This is a genomic window from Paenibacillus sp. FSL H8-0280 (genome assembly GCF_045040665.1).
Taxonomy (GTDB): domain Bacteria; phylum Bacillota; class Bacilli; order Paenibacillales; family Paenibacillaceae; genus Paenibacillus; species Paenibacillus xylanexedens_A.
The window spans coordinates 2,713,270-2,735,321 of the sequence record NZ_CP150296.1 but is presented as its reverse complement, the minus strand read 5'-3'; the positions used below and the strand labels follow the sequence as shown (position 1 = coordinate 2,735,321).

Sequence of the window (22,052 nt, the reverse complement as noted above, 5' to 3'; positions counted from 1 at the left end):
AGAACTGCTTCTGTATCTCACCGCTCAGCCAGTTACGGATCAAGCTGACCCTTCACATGTGTATATCAGATGCCTGTCCATACATCCTTGGCATAACGACCTTCCTGCTGAAGCTGATTAAGCCAATCTTCTGCTTCCTTCGCGGACTTGCCATGAATATCAGCGTATGCCTGCTGGAGTGTAGCTTCCACATCAGGTGCCATCTTGCTGCCATCACCGCAGATATACAGATGCGCACCCTCTTCAAACAAAGGAATCAGGTGACGGGCATCGTCTCTCATCAGATGCTGTACATAACATTTCTCCTCCCCGTCTACACGGGAGAAGGCAGTATGAAGCTTCACAAGCCCTTCTTGCTGGGCTGCTTCCAATTCATTTTTGTACAGATAATCATGCTCGGGATTCCGGCATCCAAAGTACAGATGGGCTTCGCCAACCTCTTGACCTTGTTCCTTCAATACATGCCTTGCTTGCAAGAAACCTCGGAATGGAGCAACACCTGTACCCGGGCCTACCATGATGACGGGAACCTGTGCATCCTCCGGCAGTTGGAACCCGGATTCCGGTGTCCGCGTGAACATCACGATCTCGTCACCCGGTTTCAGGTTAGCCAGATAGTTGGACGCAATACCTTTGTATTCTCCCTGTCCACTCCATGCCGGGGCGCGCACAACACTGACCGTAATACTCGCTTGATCGGGCTGAACACGCGGTGAGCTGGAGATCGAATAATATCTGGCTTTTAATGAAGGCAATAATTCAAGGAAACGCTCAAACGGCAGTTCACATGCCTCATATTTCACCAGATAATCCAGCATGGAGATCCGTTTGTTCCGCACTTCATCCATATACACAGATTCATCAAGCAGCGCTTCAAGTTCTTTCTTATGCGGTGGACATACTGTGTATGCTGCCATTTCTCTCAACTGGGCACGAGTTGCCGCCTCCTGAAGCTCAACGCTATGACTAAGCAGATCATACAGGTTCACCGGTTGATGCAGCGGCAGATGCGCGGCACTGCGACCGGATGCATCCAGAACGAGATGCTCCGTTCCGGTGAATCCATAACGACGCAATACACGTTCCACCAGCTCTGGTGGGTTCTGCGGCAGAATGCCCAGGTGATCGCCTTCCTTGTAGATTATGCCTTCAGGCAATTTGATCTCCAGGTGACGTGTGCTGCGTTCACTGCCCGCGTCGTGAAGCTCCCTGTTCTCGAGTACTTCTGCCACATGGGCATCATACGTATCCGCAAGCGGTGTTACGGCGAGCCCACTGACAAACTGTACAGATAGTGAGCTGCGTTCACTATTGGAGCTTGTGTTCAGTTTCAGTCCCATCGTTCGTGCGAGATCTGGCCATAATTGCTCTGTCCAATCCCCCACCTGTTTCTCAAAATCTCCGCTGGCATCTGACTCACCCAGCGGTGATAACCGCTCTGCTCCTCTGGAAGATAACTGTTCATCTATTAAACGCGGAATACGCTGATAGGTGCTGGCCCAGTTGTGGTCACCACATCCAAGAACGGCGAAACGCACACCTTTGAATTCATTGGCATCCGCGTGTTCAATCCACTCGACAAACATCTTGGCATTACTTGGCGGCTGACCGTTATAGGATGCACTGACAATAATGATGGCACCCTCCTTTGGCAGTTTGCCAACACGATCATCCAGCGCAGCGACCTCACTCCGAAAACCCTGATATCTGGCGGTATCCGCAATTTCACGTGCAATGCCTTCAGCGGTGCCCAGATTGGAACCGTACAGAACAAGCATCGGTGTGTGGTGGGCATTTGCTGCATCCGGCTCTGTTCTTTTGGCAACCGGCTTTGGTTCTTCGACCGCTACACCCGGAACGGCCATGACTGGTTGCCCGCCACGCGCACGTACACGAATTGTGAAGTTATCCGGTTTAAGCGTCAGCGTTTCTTTCACCTTTAACTGATAATCAGAATGATCTATGAAGTCAAAATGCTTCAGCACCATGCCCAGTACCAGCGTTGCTTCCTGAAGTGCAAACTGCTGACCAATACAGGCCCGTTGACCGTTACCAAAAGGTTTATAGGCATCATGCGGCACTTTGCTCGGATCTTCGAACCGTTCCGGGCGGAATTCCTCTACGTCATCTCCCCAGGCTTCGCGGTCGCGATGCAACTTGGGAATAAGCACACTGACGCTGTCTCCTTTTTGCAAAGGATATTGACCCGCAAGTACGGTGTCCTCTTTTGCATACAGAGAAAATGCCGGGGCCGTCGGCCATAACCGCAATGCTTCATTCAAAACCATACGAACGTACTTCAGATTGCGAACCTGGTTGTACGTGGGAACCGGATCTTTCAGAATCTGATCCACTTCTGCTTGGGCCTTAGCCAGCGTATCCGGATTCTTCATCAGATAATAAACGGCGAAGGATAACAGTCCACTTGTGGTCTCATGTCCAGCAATCAGGAATGTAATAATCTGATAACGGATGTTCTCATCATCCAGTGTTTCTCCCGTTTCCGGGTCCTTGCCGCTGAGCATGTGGGACAACAGATCGTCTGCCCCTTCCTGCGGTTTCTCTTTACGCTCGGCAATAATGTGATCTACCAACGAGAACATGGAACGGATATCCTGTTCAAACTGTTTCTTTTTGGTGATCATCAACTTGTCTTGCAGACGCAGTCGCTGCAATGAACTCATGGATTCATCCAACGCCCGAACCATGCTCGTAATGAATGGATGTGGTTCCTCCCGGTAGAAGCTGTTAAACCGATAGTTGAACCCACACAAGCCAATTGTGTCAAGCGTAAGACGTGTCATATCATCCGGAACGTTAACCGTCTCATCCGGGTTCAACCGTGACCATTTCTGAACCAGCTGCACAGCCAGATCAATCATTTTGTTGTGATATCCCTGCATCGCACGTTGACTGAAACTTGGCAGCAACACGTTATGGGCTTTTTTCCAATTCGGTTCTTCGGTCCAACTCGTAAACAGTCCATCTCCTGCAAAAGCACGAACCTTCGCAAGGGGTGCCCACACCCGTTTGTCGAATTTGGATTCATCCGTTACCTCAGCGACCAGCTCGTGACCGGAAATATACAATTCACTTCGCCCAGGGTACTCCATACGAAAGATCGGTCCATATTCTTCAGCCAGTTTCACCAGGGATTGCACCGGTTCTTCAAAGTTCAATTGCGGCAAATTGCCCAGTGGGCCAAATGTTTTCGGTTGAGGCACTGAAATTGGTGGCATGACGCTCACTCCTTCTTTCCAAGTTAAGAGTTATACAACTAAAAATAATGACTTGATTTACAGACGCGATTACACTTACTCTTCAGATCAACAGATTCAAGTTATTTTTTGCACATTTTCATATTTCATCCAGATAACGATAAAACCATCAAAGAACTAACTGACCGAAATGGTATATTGGTCATTTTTGATTAAAAAAAATGGATGACCTCGTTATCTTCTTTTACCCTAACATTTCCAGTTCTAATCTTCAACAGTCCCAAAGTCATAGGACCTCAGGACAGGGATTACGATATACCTATGATTTCTTCAACAAATTCTGAATAACCGACTCCATCTCTAATGGAGCTACTGTCGTTTCATAACGGCCATGGACGTTCCCACTGCGGTCAATCAGGAATTTGGTGAAATTCCATTTGATCCCGTCTCCTTGGTACAATTCTGGATGTTTCTCCTTCACAAAGGTGTCCATCCACTGTCCCTCCTTCGTGTTCAGATCATAACCTTGAAATGGCGCTTGGTTGATCAGATAACGGAACAACGGATGCATCGATTGCCCAACGACCTCAACCTTCTCCAAGATCGGAAAGGATATCTGAAACTGACTTCTGCAATACTCGGCAATCTCAACGCTGCTGCTAGGTTCTTTCTCGTTAAACTGGTTGCAAGGAAAAGCCAGAATCTCCAGCCCCTGTTCACCATATTTCTCATACATCTGCTGAAGTTCACTGAACTGCCGGGAGTAGCTACACCGACTTGCTGTATTCACAATAAGCAGTACGTTGCCTTTCAACGCAGAAAAATCACCCTCGTGGCCGTTCATGAACGGAACCTGGTAAGAAAATATACTCATCTGTATTCATCCTCCTCTTTCATTTTCGTATCCCATATAAATTCTCTCTTGAAATGGATTATACACCTCCATTATTAATAGGTTAAATATATAATAAATATAATATTAATAGTTTTTAACTATAAAACGTAAACAAAAAACTGCCCTCAGCAGACTAATTCTGCATCTAGGACAGTTATTAAAATCATGATTGGCCATCACGCTCAACACACCGTTAACCCATAATCAAACCATATACAATACCTGGTCCATGTACGCCAATGGTTAAATCATTTTCAATATCGGAAGAGCGGCTTGGCCCTGAAATAAAATGGATGCCTGCCGGAAGATTCTCTCTTCCCGCTTCGTCAAATCGATTCAGCGTCTCACCCAGTCTGGTGTACAGTCGATCCACTGGAATAATGATGATGAGTACCGTAGGCAACAGACTCACTGACCGACCTTTTTCCGGTGAAGAAAGTACAGTGACCGAACCTGTGTATGCTGTTGCATAATCCGCCATGACCACACCGATATCAGCCTCAGCTGCACGTGCCCTCCAGTTCTCATCCGCTTGACTATTCCAGACTGAGATCTGCACATCCGGTAACTGCCCTTCCAATCCGAGATCTTTTAACGCCTGTTCATTCTGACGAATGATATATTTCGCACTCAGCTCATGCGATTTGTTGGCAATGAATTGAGACACTTCTTCCATGTTCTGAACCCGGGCAATGTGGGCGCCTACACTCACAAAGTTATCTGTAAATGCTTGAATACGCTTCTCTTCATCCCATTCCAGCTCAGTCCAAAAGTCGGGTGCTCCCCGGAAAGGTTGTGTTGGCCCATGTCGTTGCCTTGGTCTTCTCAATTTCGAAGCGATGTCGTTCATGAACTGCTCCTGTTGCTCCATGGACTTCTTCTCCAATTGCGCGAGCCATTGCTGATGTTCAGTGACCATGCTTATCCTCCCCTTCCTCTCGTTCACGAATAATCTGCTCCATGCGGCTGCGAACGGAAGAATTCATGGTTGGTTGCTCCTGGTTCAATTCCTGATCCAGCTTGTTCCATTGCTGACGGAAAGATTTCTTGGCGAGACTTGGCGCAACCCGATAATTATTCCAGCCTTTGAGTGGACCCAGCTTGAGAGAAATGCCGTTGTTGCGTACAACTGCCTTCTGCCCGATCTGTCCGAGACGTATGGCCGCACTGAAGCGTTTCGAATTGGAAACCACGGCAGCAAAGCCCTTCATGCCCATGCTCTCCATTTTGTTTCCATGACCATCCTCTACCTTGCGTCTGCGTAAATAAACGAGCATATCATGCAGCGGAATTTTGACCGGACATGCTTCATAGCAGGCTCCGCAAAGACTCGAAGCACCGGCAATATCATTCCATTCATCAATGTTGCCATTGAGTGCAGGTGTCAGTACCGCGCCAATCGGACCACTGTATGTTCCACCGTAGGCATGACCTCCAATATGGCGATATACCGGGCAAGCATTCAGACAAGCACCGCAGCGAATACAATTCAGCAGTTCTTGGAATTCGGGATCACCGAGCTGAAGGGATCGACCGTTATCCACGATAATAATGTGCATTTCATCCGGTCCATCCGCATCCGCTGTACGGCGAGGACCTGTGATGCCTGACATGTACATCGTGAGTTTCTGACCTGTTGCAGAGCGTGGCAACAAGGTTGCCATGACCTCCAGATCCGTCCACGATGGGATGATCCGCTCCATGCCCATGAGTGTAATCTGCGTTTTGGGAACAGTGGATACCATACGGGCATTGCCTTCATTCTCGAACAAAACCATGGAGCCTGTCTCTGCAATCGCAAAATTGCAGCCGGTCATACCGATATCCGCTTCGAGGAACTTCTCGCGCAGCTTTTTGCGAACAAATCCGGCAAGTACCGTCGTGTCCGGCTCCAGAATCTCACCCGCTTCCTTCGACAACAACTCTGCGATCTGATAGCGGTTCTTATGGATGGCTGGAATGACAATATGAGATGGGGCCTCGCCTGCCAACTGTATGATGTATTCACCCAGGTCGGTCTCGATAGCTTCAATGCCCGCCGACTCCAGCACATGATTCAGATGTACTTCCTCCGAGACCATCGATTTGGACTTCACCACCGTAGAAGCCTGCTTGTGCGCCGCAATATCCAGCGCAATCGCCGCTGCTTCCACCGATGTATCTGCAAAATGAATATGAACCCCGTTCGCACGGGCGTTATTCACAAATTCATTCAGATAATAATCCAGATACGCAATCGTATGCAGACGAATCTGACGGCCACGTTCCCGCCATTCATCCCAGTTTCCATGTTCTTCTGAGGCAGATTTCTTCCCGTTACGCAAACGTTCTGTCGTGAATTTGACCGCTTTTCGCAGAAAATCATCATTCAAGGCCAGTCCGGCACGTTCTTTGACCGTAGTATCCATAACTCCCGGTTGGCTCATCCTGTTCGCACCCCCTCATACAGTAGTTCCGCCAGATGCATCACACGCACCGGTTCATTCCGATAACGCAGATTACCTGCGATATTCATCAGACAGGCCATGTCCAGCCCAACCAGCACTTCAGCTTGTGTCTCTTTGACATGATCGACTTTCTCCGTCACCATCGCTCCTGAAATATCGGACATTTTAATGGCAAACGTACCCCCGAACCCACAGCAATCCTCAGCGAATGGAAGTGGAACCAATTCCAGTCCTTTTACTTGAGAGAGCAGCGCCATCGGCTCATCTTTTACACCAAGCAGACGGCTGCCGTGGCAGGATGGATGATAGGTTACTTTGTGCGGAAAATGTGCGCCCAGATCGGTTATCCCGAGTACCTGAACAAGGAACTGAGTAAACTCATAGGCTTTGGCTTCCAATCGTTTTGCCTTCTCCAGCCATACCGGTTCGTCCGCGAACAGTTCGGGATAATGATGAATCATATACGTACACGATCCGGATGGACAAACTACAAAATCACTGTCGTCAAACGCTTCAAGAATTGTCTTGGCCGCTACCCGAGTCTCATCCCAGTACCCGCTATTGTAGGAAGGCTGACCGCAGCAGGTCTGAACCGGTGGAAAATCCAGCCGAACGCCATGAGCGGCGAGCAATCTGACCATGGCCTCCCCAACTCGGGGATAGATGGCATCGCTGAGGCAGGTAATGAATAAGGAGACCTTCATAATTACACGCTCCTATTAACTGATTAGTAGATGAATTGACTAAAGAATATTTGCACTGGACACTCCGATGACAGAATAACCTTCCGATCGCTGTTATCCCCAGATTTTTTAATTTAGTTCAATTTAAATAAATAAAATATAAAAGCTTAAACCGTGATGATACCAATATCGTATCCGCTCAAACGTTCTGTCTGTTCAGCCTCCAATGGCTGATCGGTAACGATCGTATGGACTGCATTTAACCCGGATACCCGGGCAAAAGCACGGACACCAAATTTACTGGCATCTGCAAGTAAGATGACCTGATCGGATATGCCAACCATCTTCTGCTTCAGCCTTGCTTGAAGTTCATTGGATTCACTGATCCCGCCACCTTCGAGATGTACACCTTTGCACGACATGAACATTTTATCCACGTGATACGTTTCCAGAGAACGCTCCGCGAGCGGCCCAACAAAAGACAACGAGCGCGATGCCAGCTGGCCCCCTGTTGAGATGACCTCAACCTTGTCACGGCTGCTGAGTTCAGTGGCAATTTGAATCGAGTTGGTTAAGACCGTCAGCGGGAAATCCGGCATATTCGCTGCCATATAACCTGCCGTTGTGCTCGCATCCAACAGAATGCGATCACCCGGATTAATCATCGCCAGAGCAGCTTGTGCAATCCGCTTTTTTTCTTCCGCATGGGTTGTCTCCCTGATCCGGTAAGGGATCTCCGGTTGATCTTCCTTCACACTCACTGCACCACCGTGAGAGCGACGCAGTCGTCCTGCCTGTTCCAGCCGATCCAGATCCCGCCGGATGGTTTCCTCCGTCACTCGGCAGCGCTCACTAAGCTCAGATACACGCATACTGCCCTTTACATTCACCATCTCCACAATTCGGTCATACCGCTCGGCTGCCAGCATGTTACACCTCACTCCCCGCTTGTGAATTAGATGAAGCCGTCACACGCAGAAATCTGCCGTAAGCATCTTCCCAGATTGATCCGTCCTGCGGCTCATACACAGTTACCGGAAATGAATCACGAATGGCCTTACGAGCTTCCCAGATATCTTTAAAAGCTCCGCTCGCCATCCATTGCACAGCCATATTCCCGATGGCACTTCCCTCTGCCGGACCTGCCCATACCTGCTTGCCAATGGAATTTGCAGTCCACTGACATAACAGGCGGTTCTGGATGCCTCCACCGACCATATGCAATCCGTTGAACGTCTGACCCGACAATTGCTCCGTCCATTCCAGAACTCTTCTATACTTCAATGCCAGACTCTCCAGAATTGCCCGGGCAATAGCCCCCTGATCCTCTGGTACCACTTGCCCTGTATCACGGCAATACTGACGTATACGCGTCGTCATATCTCCTGCTGGCATAAACAGTTCATCATCCGGATCAAACAAACTGGCAAATGGAGGTGCCTGTTCCGCCTGCGCCAACAACGCATCGAAGCTAATTCCCTGCCCCTGACGATCCCACTCGCGCATGCTTTCCTGCAAAATCCATAAGCCCATAATGTTCTTCAGCAGACGGAATGTTCCGCCCGCCCCGCCTTCATTCGTGAAGTTCAAGGCCAGACTCTGGCTACTTATCGCAGGATGATCTATCTCCGTACCCATCAGGGACCAGGTTCCACAGCTCAGATAAGCAAATGAACGTTCCGTTGCAGGAACAGCCACAACGGCTGAACCCGTATCATGCTCCGCAACAGCGATCACGGGGATCGGGGACAATCCCAGATCGTTACAAATACTGCTTCGCAATTGTCCAACAAGGGTACCTGGCAGCACGGCTTCACCAAACAGTTTCTCCGAAATACGAATATGCGCCAGCAACTCACTATCCCACTGCCCCGCTGATGGATTGTATAATTGTGTTGTGGTTGCATTGGTGAACTCATTCACCGCTTCCCCTGTCAGGAAATAACGTAGCAAATCCGGAATCATGAGAAAACGCTCTGCTTCATGAAGCAACGGGGAACCGCTGCGTTGAAGCGTTGCCAATTGATACAAGGTATTAAAGCCAAGAAACTGAATCCCTGTACGTTCGAAGATTCGCTGGGAGCTCAGCTCTTGCCGTACCTGATCCATCATGCCGTTAAACTGTGTATCACGGTAATGATACGGGTTACCAAGCAACTCACCATTACTCCCAAGCAAACCAAAATCAACACCCCAGGAATCGATCCCCAGGCTCTCTGGTTTTTCTCCTTGCTGTTTCACAAGGGTAAGCCCTTGCAACAATTCATGATGTAATCGCAGGATATCCCAGTGCATCCGCTCGCCAATCTTCACCGGTTCATTCTTGAACCGATGAATTTCGCTTGTTTCGATCCCACGATCATTTAGATGTCCCAGTAGCGCTCTCCCGCTCCCAGCGCCCAAATCATAAGCCAGCACACTCACCGCGCTTCACCAACCTTTCGAACCAATCCTATTTTCCAAACCGTATCACTTGATTCAGTCCGTAACTCTGTACTTTATTCTGTATTTATTGTTTGTTTATTTTTGTTTAATACTGTTTTACTTTATTTAACGAGTATATCACCATTGTAAGCGTTTGAATACCCTTCGGTTTTTCTTTCTTTTGGTTATACCAAAAACGACTCTCTCCCACTTGGGAGGAGCCGCAGTTCTTTTTTTACGTATAAAATTGACCTTTGCTTACCCCCGACTGGGGTTGTACATCTCTCTCAAAATGCTTGAATCGTGTCCCCTGATACGTCAGCATCCCTCGATCATTTTCCACCATCATGCCATAATGGTTTCCGCCAACAATCAGTTCAGTACGCTCCCCATTGTCGAATTCAAATGTAACATAATACCGGGTAGTCGCACTGCTATCGCCGCTTCCACCTGAGACTTCCGTTCGTTTGGCTACCACCGTTGAGTGCAGGGTTAACAAGGCTGCCGCGTTATTTGACATCCCTGAGCGTATGCCTGAAATAATAACAAAAACAATAACTCCCGCAATGATGAGAAATATGGCGCCAATGAAAATCGAAGCAAATGCATTCATTGCAGCAAACTCACTAAATCCCGAAAAAAAACCACCCTGATTGCCTTCAAAACCTGGTACCCCATTCATGTCGTCAAACACACCAAAGCCGTCTACGCTTAATCGGCCCAGCGATGAGGACACGCTCGTTAACGCCATTCTTCATCGTTCCTTTCCCCTTGCAAAAATAAGATGCACCGCCCCCCACGCAAGGAAGGCGGTGCATGCAGACAACCCGTTCTGCCTTGTCCGTATACTATATGAACCAGATCAGGAATACAGACGTTCAAGTTCGTCGACCAGACTGCCGACATAAGCAACTGCAGAACGAATCGGCTCAGGTCCGGACATATCCACACCCGCGAGCTTCATTAACTCCTGCGGCGTGAGACTTCCACCGGCTTTGAGTGCTTCAAGCCAGCGATCTACCGCAGGCTGTCCTTCTTCCCGAATCTGCTGTGCAGCCGCTGTAGAAGCCGTCAAACCTGCCGCATAGGTATACGGATATAGTCCCATATAATAATGAGGCTGTCTCATCCACGTCAGCTTGGCCCCTTCATCAATTACCAGATCAGGTCCCCAGAATTCGGAAAGGATGTCTCCTTTGAGCTGACTTAACGTCTTCGCCGTAATGGGCTCATCATTGGTTGCGCGTGCATAGACCCTGCGCTGCAATTCACCTTCCAGCAGATGTGTAACGAAGTTATGGTAATACGTATTCAACAGTTGCAAAATGACCCAACGACGCATTCTCGGATTATCGGAACGCTTCAATAGATGATCTGCCAGCAGCATTTCATTCATGGTCGACGGTGCCTCAATAAAATAAAGAGATGGCCGTGTATTCGTGAGCTTTTGGTAACGTCCGGCGAGCATGAAGTGGCCTGCATGCCCCACTTCATGGGCAAGTGTAAATGCTCCTCGCATATTGTTCGCCCATGATATTAAGATATAGGAGTGTGAACCATATATAGAGGAGCAAAATGCCCCTGTGGATTTGCCTGCATTATCTGCGTAATCCACCCAGCGATCACTGAATGCACGCTCTACGATCTCGCCATACTCCGGCCCAAGCACATCAAGTGCTTCTCGAATGAGTATGCACGCCTCATCATATGTAATGGCAGGGCTAAATTCAGGATCAAGCGGAGCCTTCAGATCACAAAACATCAGTTTGTCCAGACCCAGCTCACGTTTCTTGAGAGCCGCCAGTCTGCGCATATGAGGTGCGAGTTCCTGCTGGATAATATCCAGAATATTATTGTACATCTCTTTGCTCACTTGCTGTGGTCTGAGAAGCATATCTGTAACATCGTCGTAACCACGCAACCTGGATAAAACAACCTGTTTTTTCACTTCGGTTGCATAACCTTCTGCGAACGTATTTTTGTAATCATTTAATGTCGAGCTGAATGCAGCATAAGCAGAACGGCGCAGCTTGGTATCAGACGACATCTCATAATTATTTTCATAGAATGACCAGGACAGTGGACGATTATTGTCCTCTCCATCAAGAGCATCGTCAAACGTCATGTCTGCCAGTTTACCGCGCAGATAGATACGGTATGGCGAATCCAGCACCTCTCCAAGTGAAGCAAGTACCTTCTCGGTCTCAGGCGTGAGCCGATGTGCTTTTTCTCGAATCAAACGCTCCAAACTGCGGGCATACGGCTCCAATCCCGGAAGTTCTTGAATATAACGCTCTACAGTTCCATCCGGCAGATCAACGATCTCCGAATTGACAAAAGACAAGGACGATGACAGATTTGATAGGATATCTCCTGCTTTAGCTGAATTCTCAATATTAACCGGATTGGTGCTGTCCTCTGACTGCTTCAGACGGGCATAAGAAGCCGTCTTGCCGATCCGCTCTTGCAAAGCTTCACGCGCATCCAGACAAGCCAGCAATTGTTCAGCGCCTTCGCCTAGACGCCCTTTGAACGTTTCGATCTGGGCAGCAGCCTGAGGAAGTGATCGAAGCTCCTGCTCCCACTCTACATCGGTTACAAACAAGTCTTTCAGATCCCAAGTTGTTTCCTGATTTACCTCAGCACGTGTACGTATTTTTTCCATCTTTAGTTGTCATCCTCCTTGCATTTTCCAATATCTCTCATCGTATCATATTCCAGTTCAAGGGAGTATAGATTGGACTAAAGATTATTCACACTTACCACTCCGATGACAGAACAACCTTCCGATCGCTGTTATCCCCAGATTTTTTGATTCCCCTTTTTCAAAGGTAAAAATCCGGTGATAAAGGCGAACGCTCCGCTTCTTCAGGTTCTTTCTGTCCTCTACGTTCTCGTGTGAATGTTTAGTTCCATCTATATAAAAGGGTATCTAGGATAAAGGCCAGTATATGCTTGCGATATAGCTTTCTTTCAGAAAGCTTTTAGCTTCGCTTCTTCAAGCTATTTCTGTACTCTACGTTTCGTATAAACTTTTGCTCATGTGACCAAAATTTAAAAGCAACGAAAAAACCGCCGGGTAATGGAAGAATCCATTTACCCGGCGGTTCATTATAGAACTTACTTATTTAGCTTCTTAGATCTTACTTGTTTAGCTCTCTTTCCAGATTACATTTTCACCGTAATTTTTACCCCAGTTATACATCGCATGCAGGACGGGCATCAGGCTCTGACCGTGATCTGTCAATGTATATTCCACCCGAGGAGGGACTTCGGCATACACTTTACGCTCAATCAGTTTGTCTTCCTCCAGCTCACGTAACTGGTTGGTCAGCATCTTCTGGGTAATATGAGGGATTAGGCGTTTCAGCTCACTGAAACGTTTGGTACCTTCCAGACCCAAATGCCACAAAATAATCAGTTTCCATTTTCCACCGATCACCGCAAGGGTCAATTCCTTCTCACAGTTGATTTCTTTCAGATTAATCCGTTCCTTCACTTCGGATGCCATGGCTCCGAGCCCCCTCATCTTCAATCTTATATCGCGTATATTACGCATATCACGGGGACACTTCACACGAGGTAAGCTTTCCGCTCCATGCATGATGTAATAAGTACATTCATTCGATACAGCTATCTATTAATTCTACTACAGCCTGGTCGGGATGCAAAGTTTAACTGTAAATCACGGATAAAACCTATGCACATGAATGACTATGTATCGCAGAAAAGACCAGAACCCTTCGTAATCAAAGGATTCCGGTCTTTCATCTATTCACTATTCCAGGTTCGCGTGGCGGCCAAACATATCCGCTCCGGTCATACCTTTCATTTCCATCATCGTAAGGATGAGAGCATCCATGCCGATTAACAGTCCTTGTTCGAACAACGAGCCCATCGGCTGAATGGTTACTGCTGCTCCGGAAGTTGCTGTGTCCTCTTTGGCTGAAGCCGGAAGGCGCACTACCGTAGTTGCCAATTTCCCAATCGTGGACTCTGGCTTAATCGTAATGAGACCTACAGGCGCACCAGCTTGACTAGCCTTTTGAGCCATGGCTACAAGACTGCCTGTCTCTCCTGAGCCAGAGCACAGCAAGAGGAAATCTTTCGAGCTGATCCCAGGTGTTACGGTCTCGCCCACCACATATACACGAAGCCCCATCTGCATCAGTCTCATGGCAAAAGCCTTCCCCATAAGTCCTGACCGGCCTGCTCCTGCTACAAAAATCTGTTCCGCAGCCAGAATGTGCTCAGCCATCGCTTGCATCTCTGCATCGTCGATCTGGCTTAACGTACGTTCCAGCTCCTTCAAGATGTCAGCTGCGTACTGTGTTTTGCTCATCTGCTTACCCTTGTTTAACGAGACGTTGCATTTCAGCTGCAACTGCCGCTTTGTCTGCTTGTCCTGTGATACCGCCTCCTACAATAACCAGATCCGGTTGTGCTTTGATTACTTCTGGTAATGTTTCCAGCTTGATTCCACCAGCGACAGCCGTTTTAGCGTTTTTCACAGCTGCTTTGATCGTTTGCAGATCTTCGAACGGGCTTTGTCCTTCAGCTTGCAAATCATAACCTGTGTGTACACAGATGTAATCTACGCCAAGCGCATCAATTTCACGAGCACGTTGTTCAAGGTTAGGCACGTTGATCATGTCAACAAGAACTTGTTTGTTTTGTTTCTTCGCTTCTGCTACTGCACCTTTGATCGTGCTGTCATTGGTTGCCCCAAGTACAGTGATCAGATCCGCACCAGCTTCAGCTGCTTTCATGATTTCATAACCACCAGCGTCCATGATTTTAAGGTCTGCAAGAACTTGCAGATTAGGGAATGCTTCTTTCATCGCTTTTACCGCGTGCAAACCTTCATTAATAACGATTGGAGTACCAATCTCAACGATATCAATATATTGTTCAACCTCTTTAACCAGTGCGATACCTTCAGGGATATTTACCAAGTCAAGCGCCAATTGCAATTTCATCATGTATTTCTCCTTTGTTGTTCAAGTATGATTCGTTCCTGTAAAAATAATAATCAGATATTTAGCCTGCACCAATTTGTCTGTTCAGATGCATGCAGTGTTTGTTTTGGCTACTCACTCATTGTAGACCCTGACTATCCGTTTAGGAAGTACGCACTTTGAAGTGGGGTAGTTACTTGCACGATACTATTAATAATTATTCGTTGTTAGGTGAATCTTATAATAGAATTACTCCTCTGTTCCAACCGTTTACAGCAGAACAGCAATCTGATCATCCAACCAGGTTTTCAATATAAAAGACCCCGCCACATGGCAGGGTCCTTCTCATTTCCAACCCAGCAGAGCTGGTTTTACGAATTTATCATTTTACACGAATCAATTTCATAACTCACTAAAAGGTATTATGAAATTGATTCACAGATATACAGGTTTCACGCATACCGGCTTGGATACACCTGTGCTGTGACCTGTGTATTTCAGACGTCCGCTCTCCTGATCTACCGTGAATGTCACGAGGTTGTTCGTATCGCGGTTAGCTGCGATCAGCAATTTGCCGTTAGGTGTCAGAGCAAAGTGACGCGGGTGCTCACCTTCTGCAGATACATGTTCAACCAGTGACAGGTGACCTTTGTCTGCATCTACTGCAAATACAACGATGCTGTCATGTCCACGGTTAGAACCATATACATAACGTCCATCATTGGAAACAGTGATTTCGGCTGTTGTATTCTCTTTGCCATCATATCCATCAGGCAGTGTGGATACGGTAGACAATTCAGTCAACGTACCCGCTGCTGCATCATATTTGAACGAAGTAATGGATGAATCCACTTCATTGATGACATATGCGAAATGACCATTCGGGTGGAACGCCAAGTGACGTGGGCCTGCTCCCGGATGTGTTTTGGTTTCACTGTGCAGCACAAGTTCATTTTTGTCTGCATCAATGGAATAGATCGCGATGTTATCTGCGCCCAGATCCTGTACCATCATGTATTTACCATCCGGGCTGAAGAATGCGGAGTGCACATGTGGCTTGTCCTGACGTTCAGGATGCGCACCTTGTCCTTCATGTTTCTTCTCGTCCAGAAGCGCTCCAACTTCACCGTTATCCGTCAAGGCTTGCAGACCTACCAGGCCACCGTGGTAGCTGGACAGGATCAAGTATTTGCCGGAAGGATCACGCTGGATATGACATGGTGGAGCTGAAATGGAGTCATTCCGGTTCAGCAACGTTAATTTCCCTGTAGAAGGATCAATGCTCAGAGCTACAGCTTCAGACATTTTGTTGCCTTCAGCTGACGCTGTTTCACCAATCGCATACAGTTTGTTTCCTTCAGCATCCACGTTGACAAACGTTGGGTTTTTCACACCCGCGATGCCGTCAAGCTTGGACAAGCTGCCTGTATCCTCATTCAATTCATATGCATAAATGCCCTCATTTTCCGCTTCGGCGTAAGAGCCAGCAAGTACGAGCAAGCGTTTTGAATCACTCATTACAGTTTCCTCCTCTATGTGTATGTAATCTTGTTGCACCTCTTCTATAATAAATCTGCCATATCAAAATAGCAATCCGCTGTCGCTGCCCATCAGGGAAATCCTTAGTTAAGCAAGGCGATTACTACACATCATCATACTGAAATCCATTCATATGAGATGCATCTTCTGCTATGATAAGATAGGTTTTTCATCCAGAAGGGACTGAATTGCATTGCTTCACTCATTTTTACTCACCTTATACCATGTGTTCTTGCCGATATCACTTCCCGTGATCGGAGGTATTCTGTTAAAACGCTTCAAGAATTGGGATACCCGGTCGCTCTCGACCTTTTCCCTTTATATTTTGAGCCCTGCGCTCATCTTCAATACATTGCTGCATGCAGAGATTACCTGGACGGACGTCACCAGCACGTTCTGGTTCTCTATTATTAATCTGATTGCTCTGTGGGCCCTCGCCGAGCTGTTAAGCCGGGGGTTCCGTCTGGGTGCAAGCGAAAAAGCGGGTCTCACCCTCGTCTCCACGTTTACGAACTGCGTGAATTACGGGCTCCCGCTTGTACTGCTTGCCTTTGGTCAACTTGGACTGGACAAGGCTTCGGTCTACGTCATTGGACAGATGATCATTGTTAATACGGTAGGTATCTTTTTTGCCGCGAGATCCGAATTCACGGTGAAAGATGCGATCCTGTCCGTTTTCCGCATGCCATCCATTTATGCTGCTGGCATCGCCATTGCACTGCGTGCGTCCAATCTGAGCCTGCCTGAAGCGCTGGATGGAGGGATCTCCATGCTGGCTGCGGGCTACTCTCCTGTCGTTCTCGCTATTCTGGGAGCACAGATGCTCAGACCAAAAGGTGCAACGGTGCCTTGGTTGCCCAATGTACGCCGAGCTTTCTGGACCGGGCTTGTGGTCCGTCTCGCAGCTGCGCCAATCTTGTCCTGGCTGATACTGACCGCTCTTCAGGTCGAAGGTACGTTGTTCAGTGTGCTGCTGATCCTCGCATCGATGCCGACCGCAGTGAACGCCGTTATTTTGGCTGAACAGTTTAATGCTTCTCCGCAGTTTGTATCCCGCTGCATTCTGTGGACCACCGCTGCATCCATGTTGATGCTGCCCATTATGATTGTGATGGCTTCCTGATTAATACCGGAGGTGATACCGAGGCGATATCCGCTTGTCGGCGTTTCTCCAGCCGGCGTTCATAACGCCGGTTGAGTGCTCTGACGTAGAAGAATTTTACGACAAAGTACGAAATCACACCCAGAATGACACCAAATACGGACATGCCTGCCAGAATATCCAGTCCACCAAGCAACAATTCACTCACGGCCGACCAGTTCCCGCGAAACAGCTCCATGAATGCACTCTCATGTACCGGTCCCTGTCCCATGCTGTGAGCAGGCAATATCCATGAGCCAATTTGTTTCGCGAGCGGCATCAGGATAATAGGTAAAAACGTAAGTTTCCCGATCACATTACCAACAATGGCTGCTGGCACCGAACCCCCAGACAGTCGCACAATCGGATAAAATACGAGATATATCAGGGAAGCCGTCGAGATCACGATCAGTTCCAGTCCGAACCCTATGGCAAATCCGGTAGATACTTTATGGGCACCTCCGGGAGCACGTAACAATTTGAGAAAATTCAGCTTCATAACACGTGTTAAACGTATCCAGCGGTTAGTCTTGCGCTTCTGTGTGTTCATACCGAATTACTCCTTATTTTACACAAATGACAACTTGAATCGTCTATTCTTCAGTATATCACACCGCGTTAGCACCTGTAGTAACAATGACCGGTTGTGTCTCCATCTGGACATTACCTGCCACCGCTCGGGAGATCATACAGGAGGATTCAGCCTTATGCGCCAAGCGCTCAGCCTTGGTCAGATCCGCCTCAGAGGCATTTGCGCTGAGCACAATCCGGGGTCTATGTACGATCCGTTCGTACGTAAATACGTTATTTGTAACATCTACCGTTGCTTCCGATTCAAGCGTTAATTCATCCGGCGTAATATCCGAACGCTCCAGCATCGCTGCCAACGTGATCAGGTAACAGGTGGAGGCTGCACCCAGCAGCATCTCGTCCGGGTTAGTTCCCGTACCAGGTCCGCCCATCTCCTGCGGAATCGATATGACCGTTTTTAATCCACCTGCATCAATTGTTCCCTCACTGTTACGCCCACCATTCCATACCGCTTTCAGATGAAAAGGATGTTTCATGACATTCATTCCTTTCTTGTTTACACACGTATACACGTAATATTCTGCTCGATCAATGCGCTAACGTGATCTTCATCTACACCCTGATCTGTAATCACTTTGCCCACACTGCTCATCTCAGCAACTCTGGTAAACGCCTGTATGTTAAATTTACTGGAATCTGCAAGTAAAATGACCTCATCCGCAATATGGATCATTTTCTGCTTCACCAAGGCCTGTAATTCATTGGATTCACTGATACCTTTGGTCAGATGCACTCCTTTGCAAGACAGGAATACTTTATCCACATGATAAGCATCCAGCGAACGTTCCGCCAGCGGTCCTACAAAAGACAGTGACTTCGAAGCCAATTGCCCACCTGTGGCAATCACACGAATCTGCTCCTTGTTACTCAGCTCTGCGGCGACCTTAATCGAGTTGGTTAATACCGTCAGTGGAATGTTTGGCAATCCTGCCGCCATATACCACGCCGTTGTACTTGCATCCAAGGCGATCCGGTCGCCGGATTCAACCATTTTCACCGCTTCGCTTGCAATTCTGCGCTTCTCTTCTGCATGGGCTATAGCCCGTTCCGGATACGGAATCTCCGACTGTAACTCATCCTTGTATTTTACGCTGACCGCCCCGCCATGGGACCGTCTGAGCCTGCCCGCCTGTTCGAGCTTGTCCAGATCACGACGAATCGTCTCTTCAGTCACTCCGCAGCGCTCACTAAGTTCGGTCACACGCATGCTGCCTTGCGTATCCACCCATTCCACTATTTTCTCATACCGTTCAGCTACGAGCATATTCCTTCACTCCAAACCGTTGATTATCCAGTTGATCCTTTTCATCCATCATACCACAGAGCGATGACAAGGAGAATTTGGACCATGTGCAAAAAGAGGGAGCTTTCGCCCCCTCTAATCCAGTCCTGAAGTGTATGTTATTTATCTTCTGCCATAGGGAACCAGCCGGGTGTGTGGATGATTGCATTCCACAATCCGTCAGGGATAACCAGACGTTCCTGATCCGATTTGGTCAGAATCGTCTCAATATCTTCTTCCCGTCCGCTCTCGATTTTCTCAACCCAATCCGGTTCAATAATCAGCTCACGTCCAATGGCAAGCAGAGGTACTCCCGTTTGAAGCGCCTCAGCAGCCTGATCTGCCGTATGAATTGAACCTACGCCGATCACAGGCAATTTGCCGTTCACACGATCCAGGATGAATTCCATTCTCGAACGTGTGTCTGCTTCGCCACGTCTTGGCTTGGACCAGAACTCGTTCAGGGAAACGTGCAGGTAATCCAGGTTTTTATCTTTCAGCGCATCCACCAATGCATACGTATCTTCCATTGTGAGTCCCGGTGTTTCCGGTTCTTCAGGGGAGAAACGGTAACCAATGATGAACGGCAGTTTGGTATGTTCGGCAACCACTTTCTGAATCTCATCCACAACAGCAAGTGGGAATGTCAGACGTTTCTCGACACTTCCGCCCCAACGATCTTCACGTCGGTTGGAATGAGGGGAGAAGAATTGCTGGATCAGATAACCATTAGCACCGTGAATCTCAACACCATCAAAGCCAGCTTCAATTGCACGACGTGTCGCTTCACCAAAGTCTTTGATAATCGAAGTAATCTCGGCATCCGTCAATTCTCTTGGTTCAGGAGATCCTGGACGCTCACTTGCAACTGCACTAGGAGCTACTACTTGACCCGCAGGTACAGCTTGTTCAGGCGTCAGACGGCCCGCATGGAAAATTTGCAATACGGCTACGGAGCCCTGTTGTTTAATGGTCTCAGCCAGTTTTTTCAGACCAGGAATGAAGCGGTCATCATAAACACCAAATTGAGCCGGGAAACCTATGCCCGTCTCTGTTACATGCCCTACAGCCGTAATTGACATGCCAGCACCACCGGTGCGACGTGCATAATAAGCAAGTTCAGCATCGGATATCGTACCATCAGCATTCGAGGACATATGAGTCATGGGAGCGAGCACGATACGGTTTTTCAGTGTAATGCCAGTCGGTAGTGAAACTTGTTCAAACATCTGGTTAAACTTTGGATTCATTCGTGGTTCCCTCCTGATTATAAATATCTCTTTTAATAGATATATGAATATATGCGTTCACTTACTGTAATGATTATAGTTACGTTTCACTGCAATTGCAACTTTTCATTTTCTGAAAGGAAAAAAAGAGCAGAGTGTCTCCAGACTCTCAGCCCTCTTCATTTTCTTCACATCATCCAAAGGATACTCAGAAACTCCGAACGTAAGCCAGCTTCTGATCCATCTCTTCTACACATTCGTAACAATCGTGTTCATCGTTAGCGACCATTGGGGTGACTGGATACAGATTCATCTCTGTACTATTATACGATTTCAATAGCGGTAACAACTGAGTCACCCGTGTATTAGCCGGGTCAAGCCAGGTGTTGATCTCTTCTTCGGAGAGAATGGCTGGCATTTTGCTACCAAACTCACGTGTAACCATATTTGCGCCTGTCATAAGCATCGTGCAGGTACGAAGCGGCTCTTTCCGTGTATCTCTCCACACCTCGTATAACCCAGCAATGCCGAACAGACCGCGATCCGGCATGACAACACGAACCGCATAACTTTTCTTGCCCTCTTGCCGCCAGTAATATAATCCATTGCAGGGAATGACGCAGCGCTTGGTCTCTACCAGTTTGTAATAGGAAGGATTCTCATGTACCGTCATGAGGTTCGCGTTAACGGCATCACGACCCCAGAATGGAATGAACCCCCACCGAAATTCATCCAATACACGCTCACCATCCTGATGCAAAATAATTGGCGTATGCTGGGTTGGGCTGATATTGTATCGGTTTTTATAATAATACATCACCCGCTGAATCTTGAAATGATCTCTGACCTCGTCCAGATCGGCTGCCAATGAAAAACGGTTGCACATGCTCAAGCACTACCTTTCCCTGTGTAAGTTGGATGTATTGTTTGTAACTTTAGGGAAATTATGCATGCACATCGAACAGAAAATGACTTATTTTGACACCATTAGGGTCGGATCAAGATATATTTTAGGTTTTTCACGACAAAAACAACGACCTCGGACTCATTTCAACTCCAATATTACTTGTTACTATAATAGAGAATAAAATACATTTATTGGAGGTTTTAAGTATGAAAAGGAAGTTTTTGATGAGCATCATGTTGTTCTCAGCGATTGCGATGTTTGGCAGTACCATCTATGCGGCAACCTTTCTAACCTACGGTTATCCCAGTACCACCATCCCCATTCGCACGTATAATTACGCCGCCGCATGGCAGACTCCCATGGACGCTTCCCTTACCAACTGGAACAATGCAGGTGCCAAAGTTAAATTCACCAAAACAAGTAACTCCCCAAACACCATCACCGCAGGAAACTTCAATAATACAGCATATGGTGTCAACTACGCCTCCGTATCCGGCAGTCAAGTCGTAAGCTTCCGCATCGAACTCAATGCATCCACGATCACCCCTGACGCAACCAACTTATCCAACTTCATTCAAAGTGTATTTGTCCACGAACTCGGACACTCCATCTGGCTCGGTGACAACCCAACAACAAGCAGTCCTTCCATTATGTCTTACTCCCGTAACCGCAATTCCATGACCCAACCCCAAACTTTTGATATCAATAACGTAAAATCCAAGTATTAATCCGCTACGA

At 47.7% G+C, this 22,052-nt stretch carries 20 protein-coding genes; 2 read left to right on the top strand and 18 right to left on the bottom strand.

The window, feature by feature from the left end; translation table 11 throughout:
- Positions 1-65: 65 nt before the first annotated feature.
- The 13 genes from MHI12_RS12415 to MHI12_RS12355 all read right to left on the bottom strand — a co-directional run bounded on the left by MHI12_RS12415 (position 66) and on the right by MHI12_RS12355 (position 16,143).
- Entirely contained in the window at positions 66-3,239 is a 3,174-nt protein-coding gene (locus tag MHI12_RS12415) for a bifunctional cytochrome P450/NADPH--P450 reductase (RefSeq protein WP_405172513.1), read from the bottom strand.
- Positions 3,240-3,537: 298 nt separating this feature from the next.
- Positions 3,538-4,092, bottom strand: coding sequence for a glutathione peroxidase (locus MHI12_RS12410; RefSeq protein ID WP_405172512.1), 555 nt, complete (start codon positions 4,090-4,092; stop codon positions 3,538-3,540).
- A 214-nt stretch (positions 4,093-4,306) separates the two neighbouring features.
- Positions 4,307-5,032 carry a lactate utilization protein C gene (locus MHI12_RS12405; RefSeq protein WP_405172511.1) on the bottom strand — a complete coding sequence of 242 codons (726 nt, stop codon included), beginning with the start codon at positions 5,030-5,032 and terminating at the stop codon, positions 4,307-4,309.
- Positions 5,022-6,539 (bottom strand): LutB/LldF family L-lactate oxidation iron-sulfur protein, encoded by a 1,518-nt coding sequence (locus MHI12_RS12400; RefSeq protein ID WP_062833994.1) that lies wholly within the window; start codon positions 6,537-6,539, stop codon positions 5,022-5,024. The genes MHI12_RS12405 and MHI12_RS12400 overlap by 11 nt, the downstream gene beginning before the upstream one ends.
- Positions 6,536-7,264, bottom strand: a complete 729-nt coding sequence (locus tag MHI12_RS12395) for a (Fe-S)-binding protein (protein WP_017688927.1) — start codon at positions 7,262-7,264, stop codon at positions 6,536-6,538. Before MHI12_RS12395 ends, MHI12_RS12400 begins: the two co-directional genes overlap by 4 nt.
- Before the next feature lie 146 nt (positions 7,265-7,410).
- A complete protein-coding gene (locus MHI12_RS12390) occupies positions 7,411-8,172 on the bottom strand; it encodes a DeoR/GlpR family DNA-binding transcription regulator (protein WP_105598339.1) in 762 nt (253 codons plus the stop codon).
- Between the two features lies 1 nt (position 8,173).
- The gene (locus MHI12_RS12385; protein ID WP_405172510.1) at positions 8,174-9,667 is read right to left on the bottom strand and encodes a rhamnulokinase family protein; all 1,494 of its coding nucleotides are present in this window, start codon (positions 9,665-9,667) and stop codon (positions 8,174-8,176) included.
- 235 nt (positions 9,668-9,902) lie between these two features.
- Positions 9,903-10,418, bottom strand: coding sequence for a DUF2500 domain-containing protein (locus tag MHI12_RS12380; protein ID WP_405172509.1), 516 nt, complete (start codon positions 10,416-10,418; stop codon positions 9,903-9,905).
- A gap of 111 nt (positions 10,419-10,529) precedes the next feature.
- Positions 10,530-12,332: an oligoendopeptidase F gene (gene pepF, locus MHI12_RS12375; RefSeq protein ID WP_405172508.1), complete on the bottom strand. Its 1,803-nt coding sequence runs from the start codon at positions 12,330-12,332 to the stop codon at positions 10,530-10,532.
- Positions 12,333-12,818: 486 nt separating this feature from the next.
- Positions 12,819-13,178 carry a helix-turn-helix domain-containing protein gene (locus MHI12_RS12370; RefSeq protein WP_036608849.1) on the bottom strand — a complete coding sequence of 120 codons (360 nt, stop codon included), beginning with the start codon at positions 13,176-13,178 and terminating at the stop codon, positions 12,819-12,821.
- A 267-nt stretch (positions 13,179-13,445) separates the two neighbouring features.
- On the bottom strand, positions 13,446-14,009 hold the full coding sequence (gene hxlB / locus MHI12_RS12365) for a 6-phospho-3-hexuloisomerase (RefSeq protein ID WP_047842632.1): 564 nt from the start codon (positions 14,007-14,009) through the stop codon (positions 13,446-13,448).
- A 4-nt stretch (positions 14,010-14,013) separates the two neighbouring features.
- Positions 14,014-14,646, bottom strand: coding sequence for a 3-hexulose-6-phosphate synthase (gene hxlA, locus MHI12_RS12360; protein WP_036670570.1), 633 nt, complete (start codon positions 14,644-14,646; stop codon positions 14,014-14,016).
- 414 nt (positions 14,647-15,060) lie between these two features.
- Entirely contained in the window at positions 15,061-16,143 is a 1,083-nt protein-coding gene (locus MHI12_RS12355) for a lactonase family protein (RefSeq protein ID WP_405172507.1), read from the bottom strand.
- A 214-nt stretch (positions 16,144-16,357) separates the two neighbouring features.
- Here MHI12_RS12355 and MHI12_RS12350 point away from each other — a divergent pair, with 214 nt between their 5' ends.
- Positions 16,358-17,287 carry an AEC family transporter gene (locus MHI12_RS12350; protein ID WP_405172506.1) on the top strand — a complete coding sequence of 310 codons (930 nt, stop codon included), beginning with the start codon at positions 16,358-16,360 and terminating at the stop codon, positions 17,285-17,287.
- Here MHI12_RS12350 and MHI12_RS12345 read toward each other — a convergent pair.
- The 5 genes from MHI12_RS12345 to MHI12_RS12325 all read right to left on the bottom strand — a co-directional run bounded on the left by MHI12_RS12345 (position 17,265) and on the right by MHI12_RS12325 (position 21,293).
- Positions 17,265-17,855, bottom strand: coding sequence for a DUF2062 domain-containing protein (locus tag MHI12_RS12345; RefSeq protein WP_405172505.1), 591 nt, complete (start codon positions 17,853-17,855; stop codon positions 17,265-17,267). The two genes, MHI12_RS12350 and MHI12_RS12345, sit on opposite strands and share 23 nt — an antisense overlap.
- A 58-nt stretch (positions 17,856-17,913) precedes the next feature.
- Positions 17,914-18,372 (bottom strand): OsmC family protein, encoded by a 459-nt coding sequence (locus tag MHI12_RS12340; RefSeq protein WP_405172504.1) that lies wholly within the window; start codon positions 18,370-18,372, stop codon positions 17,914-17,916.
- A 20-nt stretch (positions 18,373-18,392) separates the two neighbouring features.
- Entirely contained in the window at positions 18,393-19,160 is a 768-nt protein-coding gene (locus MHI12_RS12335) for a DeoR/GlpR family DNA-binding transcription regulator (RefSeq protein WP_315936146.1), read from the bottom strand.
- Positions 19,161-19,297: 137 nt separating this feature from the next.
- Entirely contained in the window at positions 19,298-20,428 is a 1,131-nt protein-coding gene (locus MHI12_RS12330; protein ID WP_405172503.1) for an NADH-dependent flavin oxidoreductase, read from the bottom strand.
- 187 nt (positions 20,429-20,615) lie between these two features.
- A complete protein-coding gene (locus MHI12_RS12325; protein ID WP_091016984.1) occupies positions 20,616-21,293 on the bottom strand; it encodes an SOS response-associated peptidase in 678 nt (225 codons plus the stop codon).
- Positions 21,294-21,520: 227 nt separating this feature from the next.
- On the opposite strand from MHI12_RS12325, the gene MHI12_RS12320 reads away from it, so the two are divergent.
- Positions 21,521-22,042: a hypothetical protein gene (locus MHI12_RS12320; RefSeq protein ID WP_315372625.1), complete on the top strand. Its 522-nt coding sequence runs from the start codon at positions 21,521-21,523 to the stop codon at positions 22,040-22,042.
- Positions 22,043-22,052: the final 10 nt, after the last annotated feature.

Coding starts and splice junctions, on each gene's coding strand:
- pepF (WP_405172508.1), bottom strand. CDS start 12,332: ATGGAAAAAATACGTACACGTGCTGAGGTAAATCAGGAAACAACTTGG.
- MHI12_RS12320 (WP_315372625.1), top strand. CDS start 21,521: ATGAAAAGGAAGTTTTTGATGAGCATCATGTTGTTCTCAGCGATTGCG.
- MHI12_RS12330 (WP_405172503.1), bottom strand. CDS start 20,428: ATGAATCCAAAGTTTAACCAGATGTTTGAACAAGTTTCACTACCGACT.
- MHI12_RS12340 (WP_405172504.1), bottom strand. CDS start 18,372: ATGAAACATCCTTTTCATCTGAAAGCGGTATGGAATGGTGGGCGTAAC.
- MHI12_RS12400 (WP_062833994.1), bottom strand. CDS start 6,539: ATGAGCCAACCGGGAGTTATGGATACTACGGTCAAAGAACGTGCCGGA.
- MHI12_RS12370 (WP_036608849.1), bottom strand. CDS start 13,178: ATGGCATCCGAAGTGAAGGAACGGATTAATCTGAAAGAAATCAACTGT.
- MHI12_RS12355 (WP_405172507.1), bottom strand. CDS start 16,143: ATGAGTGATTCAAAACGCTTGCTCGTACTTGCTGGCTCTTACGCCGAA.
- MHI12_RS12335 (WP_315936146.1), bottom strand. CDS start 19,160: ATGCTCGTAGCTGAACGGTATGAGAAAATAGTGGAATGGGTGGATACG.
- MHI12_RS12345 (WP_405172505.1), bottom strand. CDS start 17,855: ATGAACACACAGAAGCGCAAGACTAACCGCTGGATACGTTTAACACGT.
- MHI12_RS12325 (WP_091016984.1), bottom strand. CDS start 21,293: ATGTGCAACCGTTTTTCATTGGCAGCCGATCTGGACGAGGTCAGAGAT.
- MHI12_RS12405 (WP_405172511.1), bottom strand. CDS start 5,032: ATGGTCACTGAACATCAGCAATGGCTCGCGCAATTGGAGAAGAAGTCC.
- MHI12_RS12380 (WP_405172509.1), bottom strand. CDS start 10,418: ATGGCGTTAACGAGCGTGTCCTCATCGCTGGGCCGATTAAGCGTAGAC.
- hxlB (WP_047842632.1), bottom strand. CDS start 14,009: ATGAGCAAAACACAGTACGCAGCTGACATCTTGAAGGAGCTGGAACGT.
- MHI12_RS12410 (WP_405172512.1), bottom strand. CDS start 4,092: ATGAGTATATTTTCTTACCAGGTTCCGTTCATGAACGGCCACGAGGGT.
- MHI12_RS12395 (WP_017688927.1), bottom strand. CDS start 7,264: ATGAAGGTCTCCTTATTCATTACCTGCCTCAGCGATGCCATCTATCCC.
- hxlA (WP_036670570.1), bottom strand. CDS start 14,646: ATGAAATTGCAATTGGCGCTTGACTTGGTAAATATCCCTGAAGGTATC.
- MHI12_RS12390 (WP_105598339.1), bottom strand. CDS start 8,172: ATGCTGGCAGCCGAGCGGTATGACCGAATTGTGGAGATGGTGAATGTA.
- MHI12_RS12415 (WP_405172513.1), bottom strand. CDS start 3,239: ATGCCACCAATTTCAGTGCCTCAACCGAAAACATTTGGCCCACTGGGC.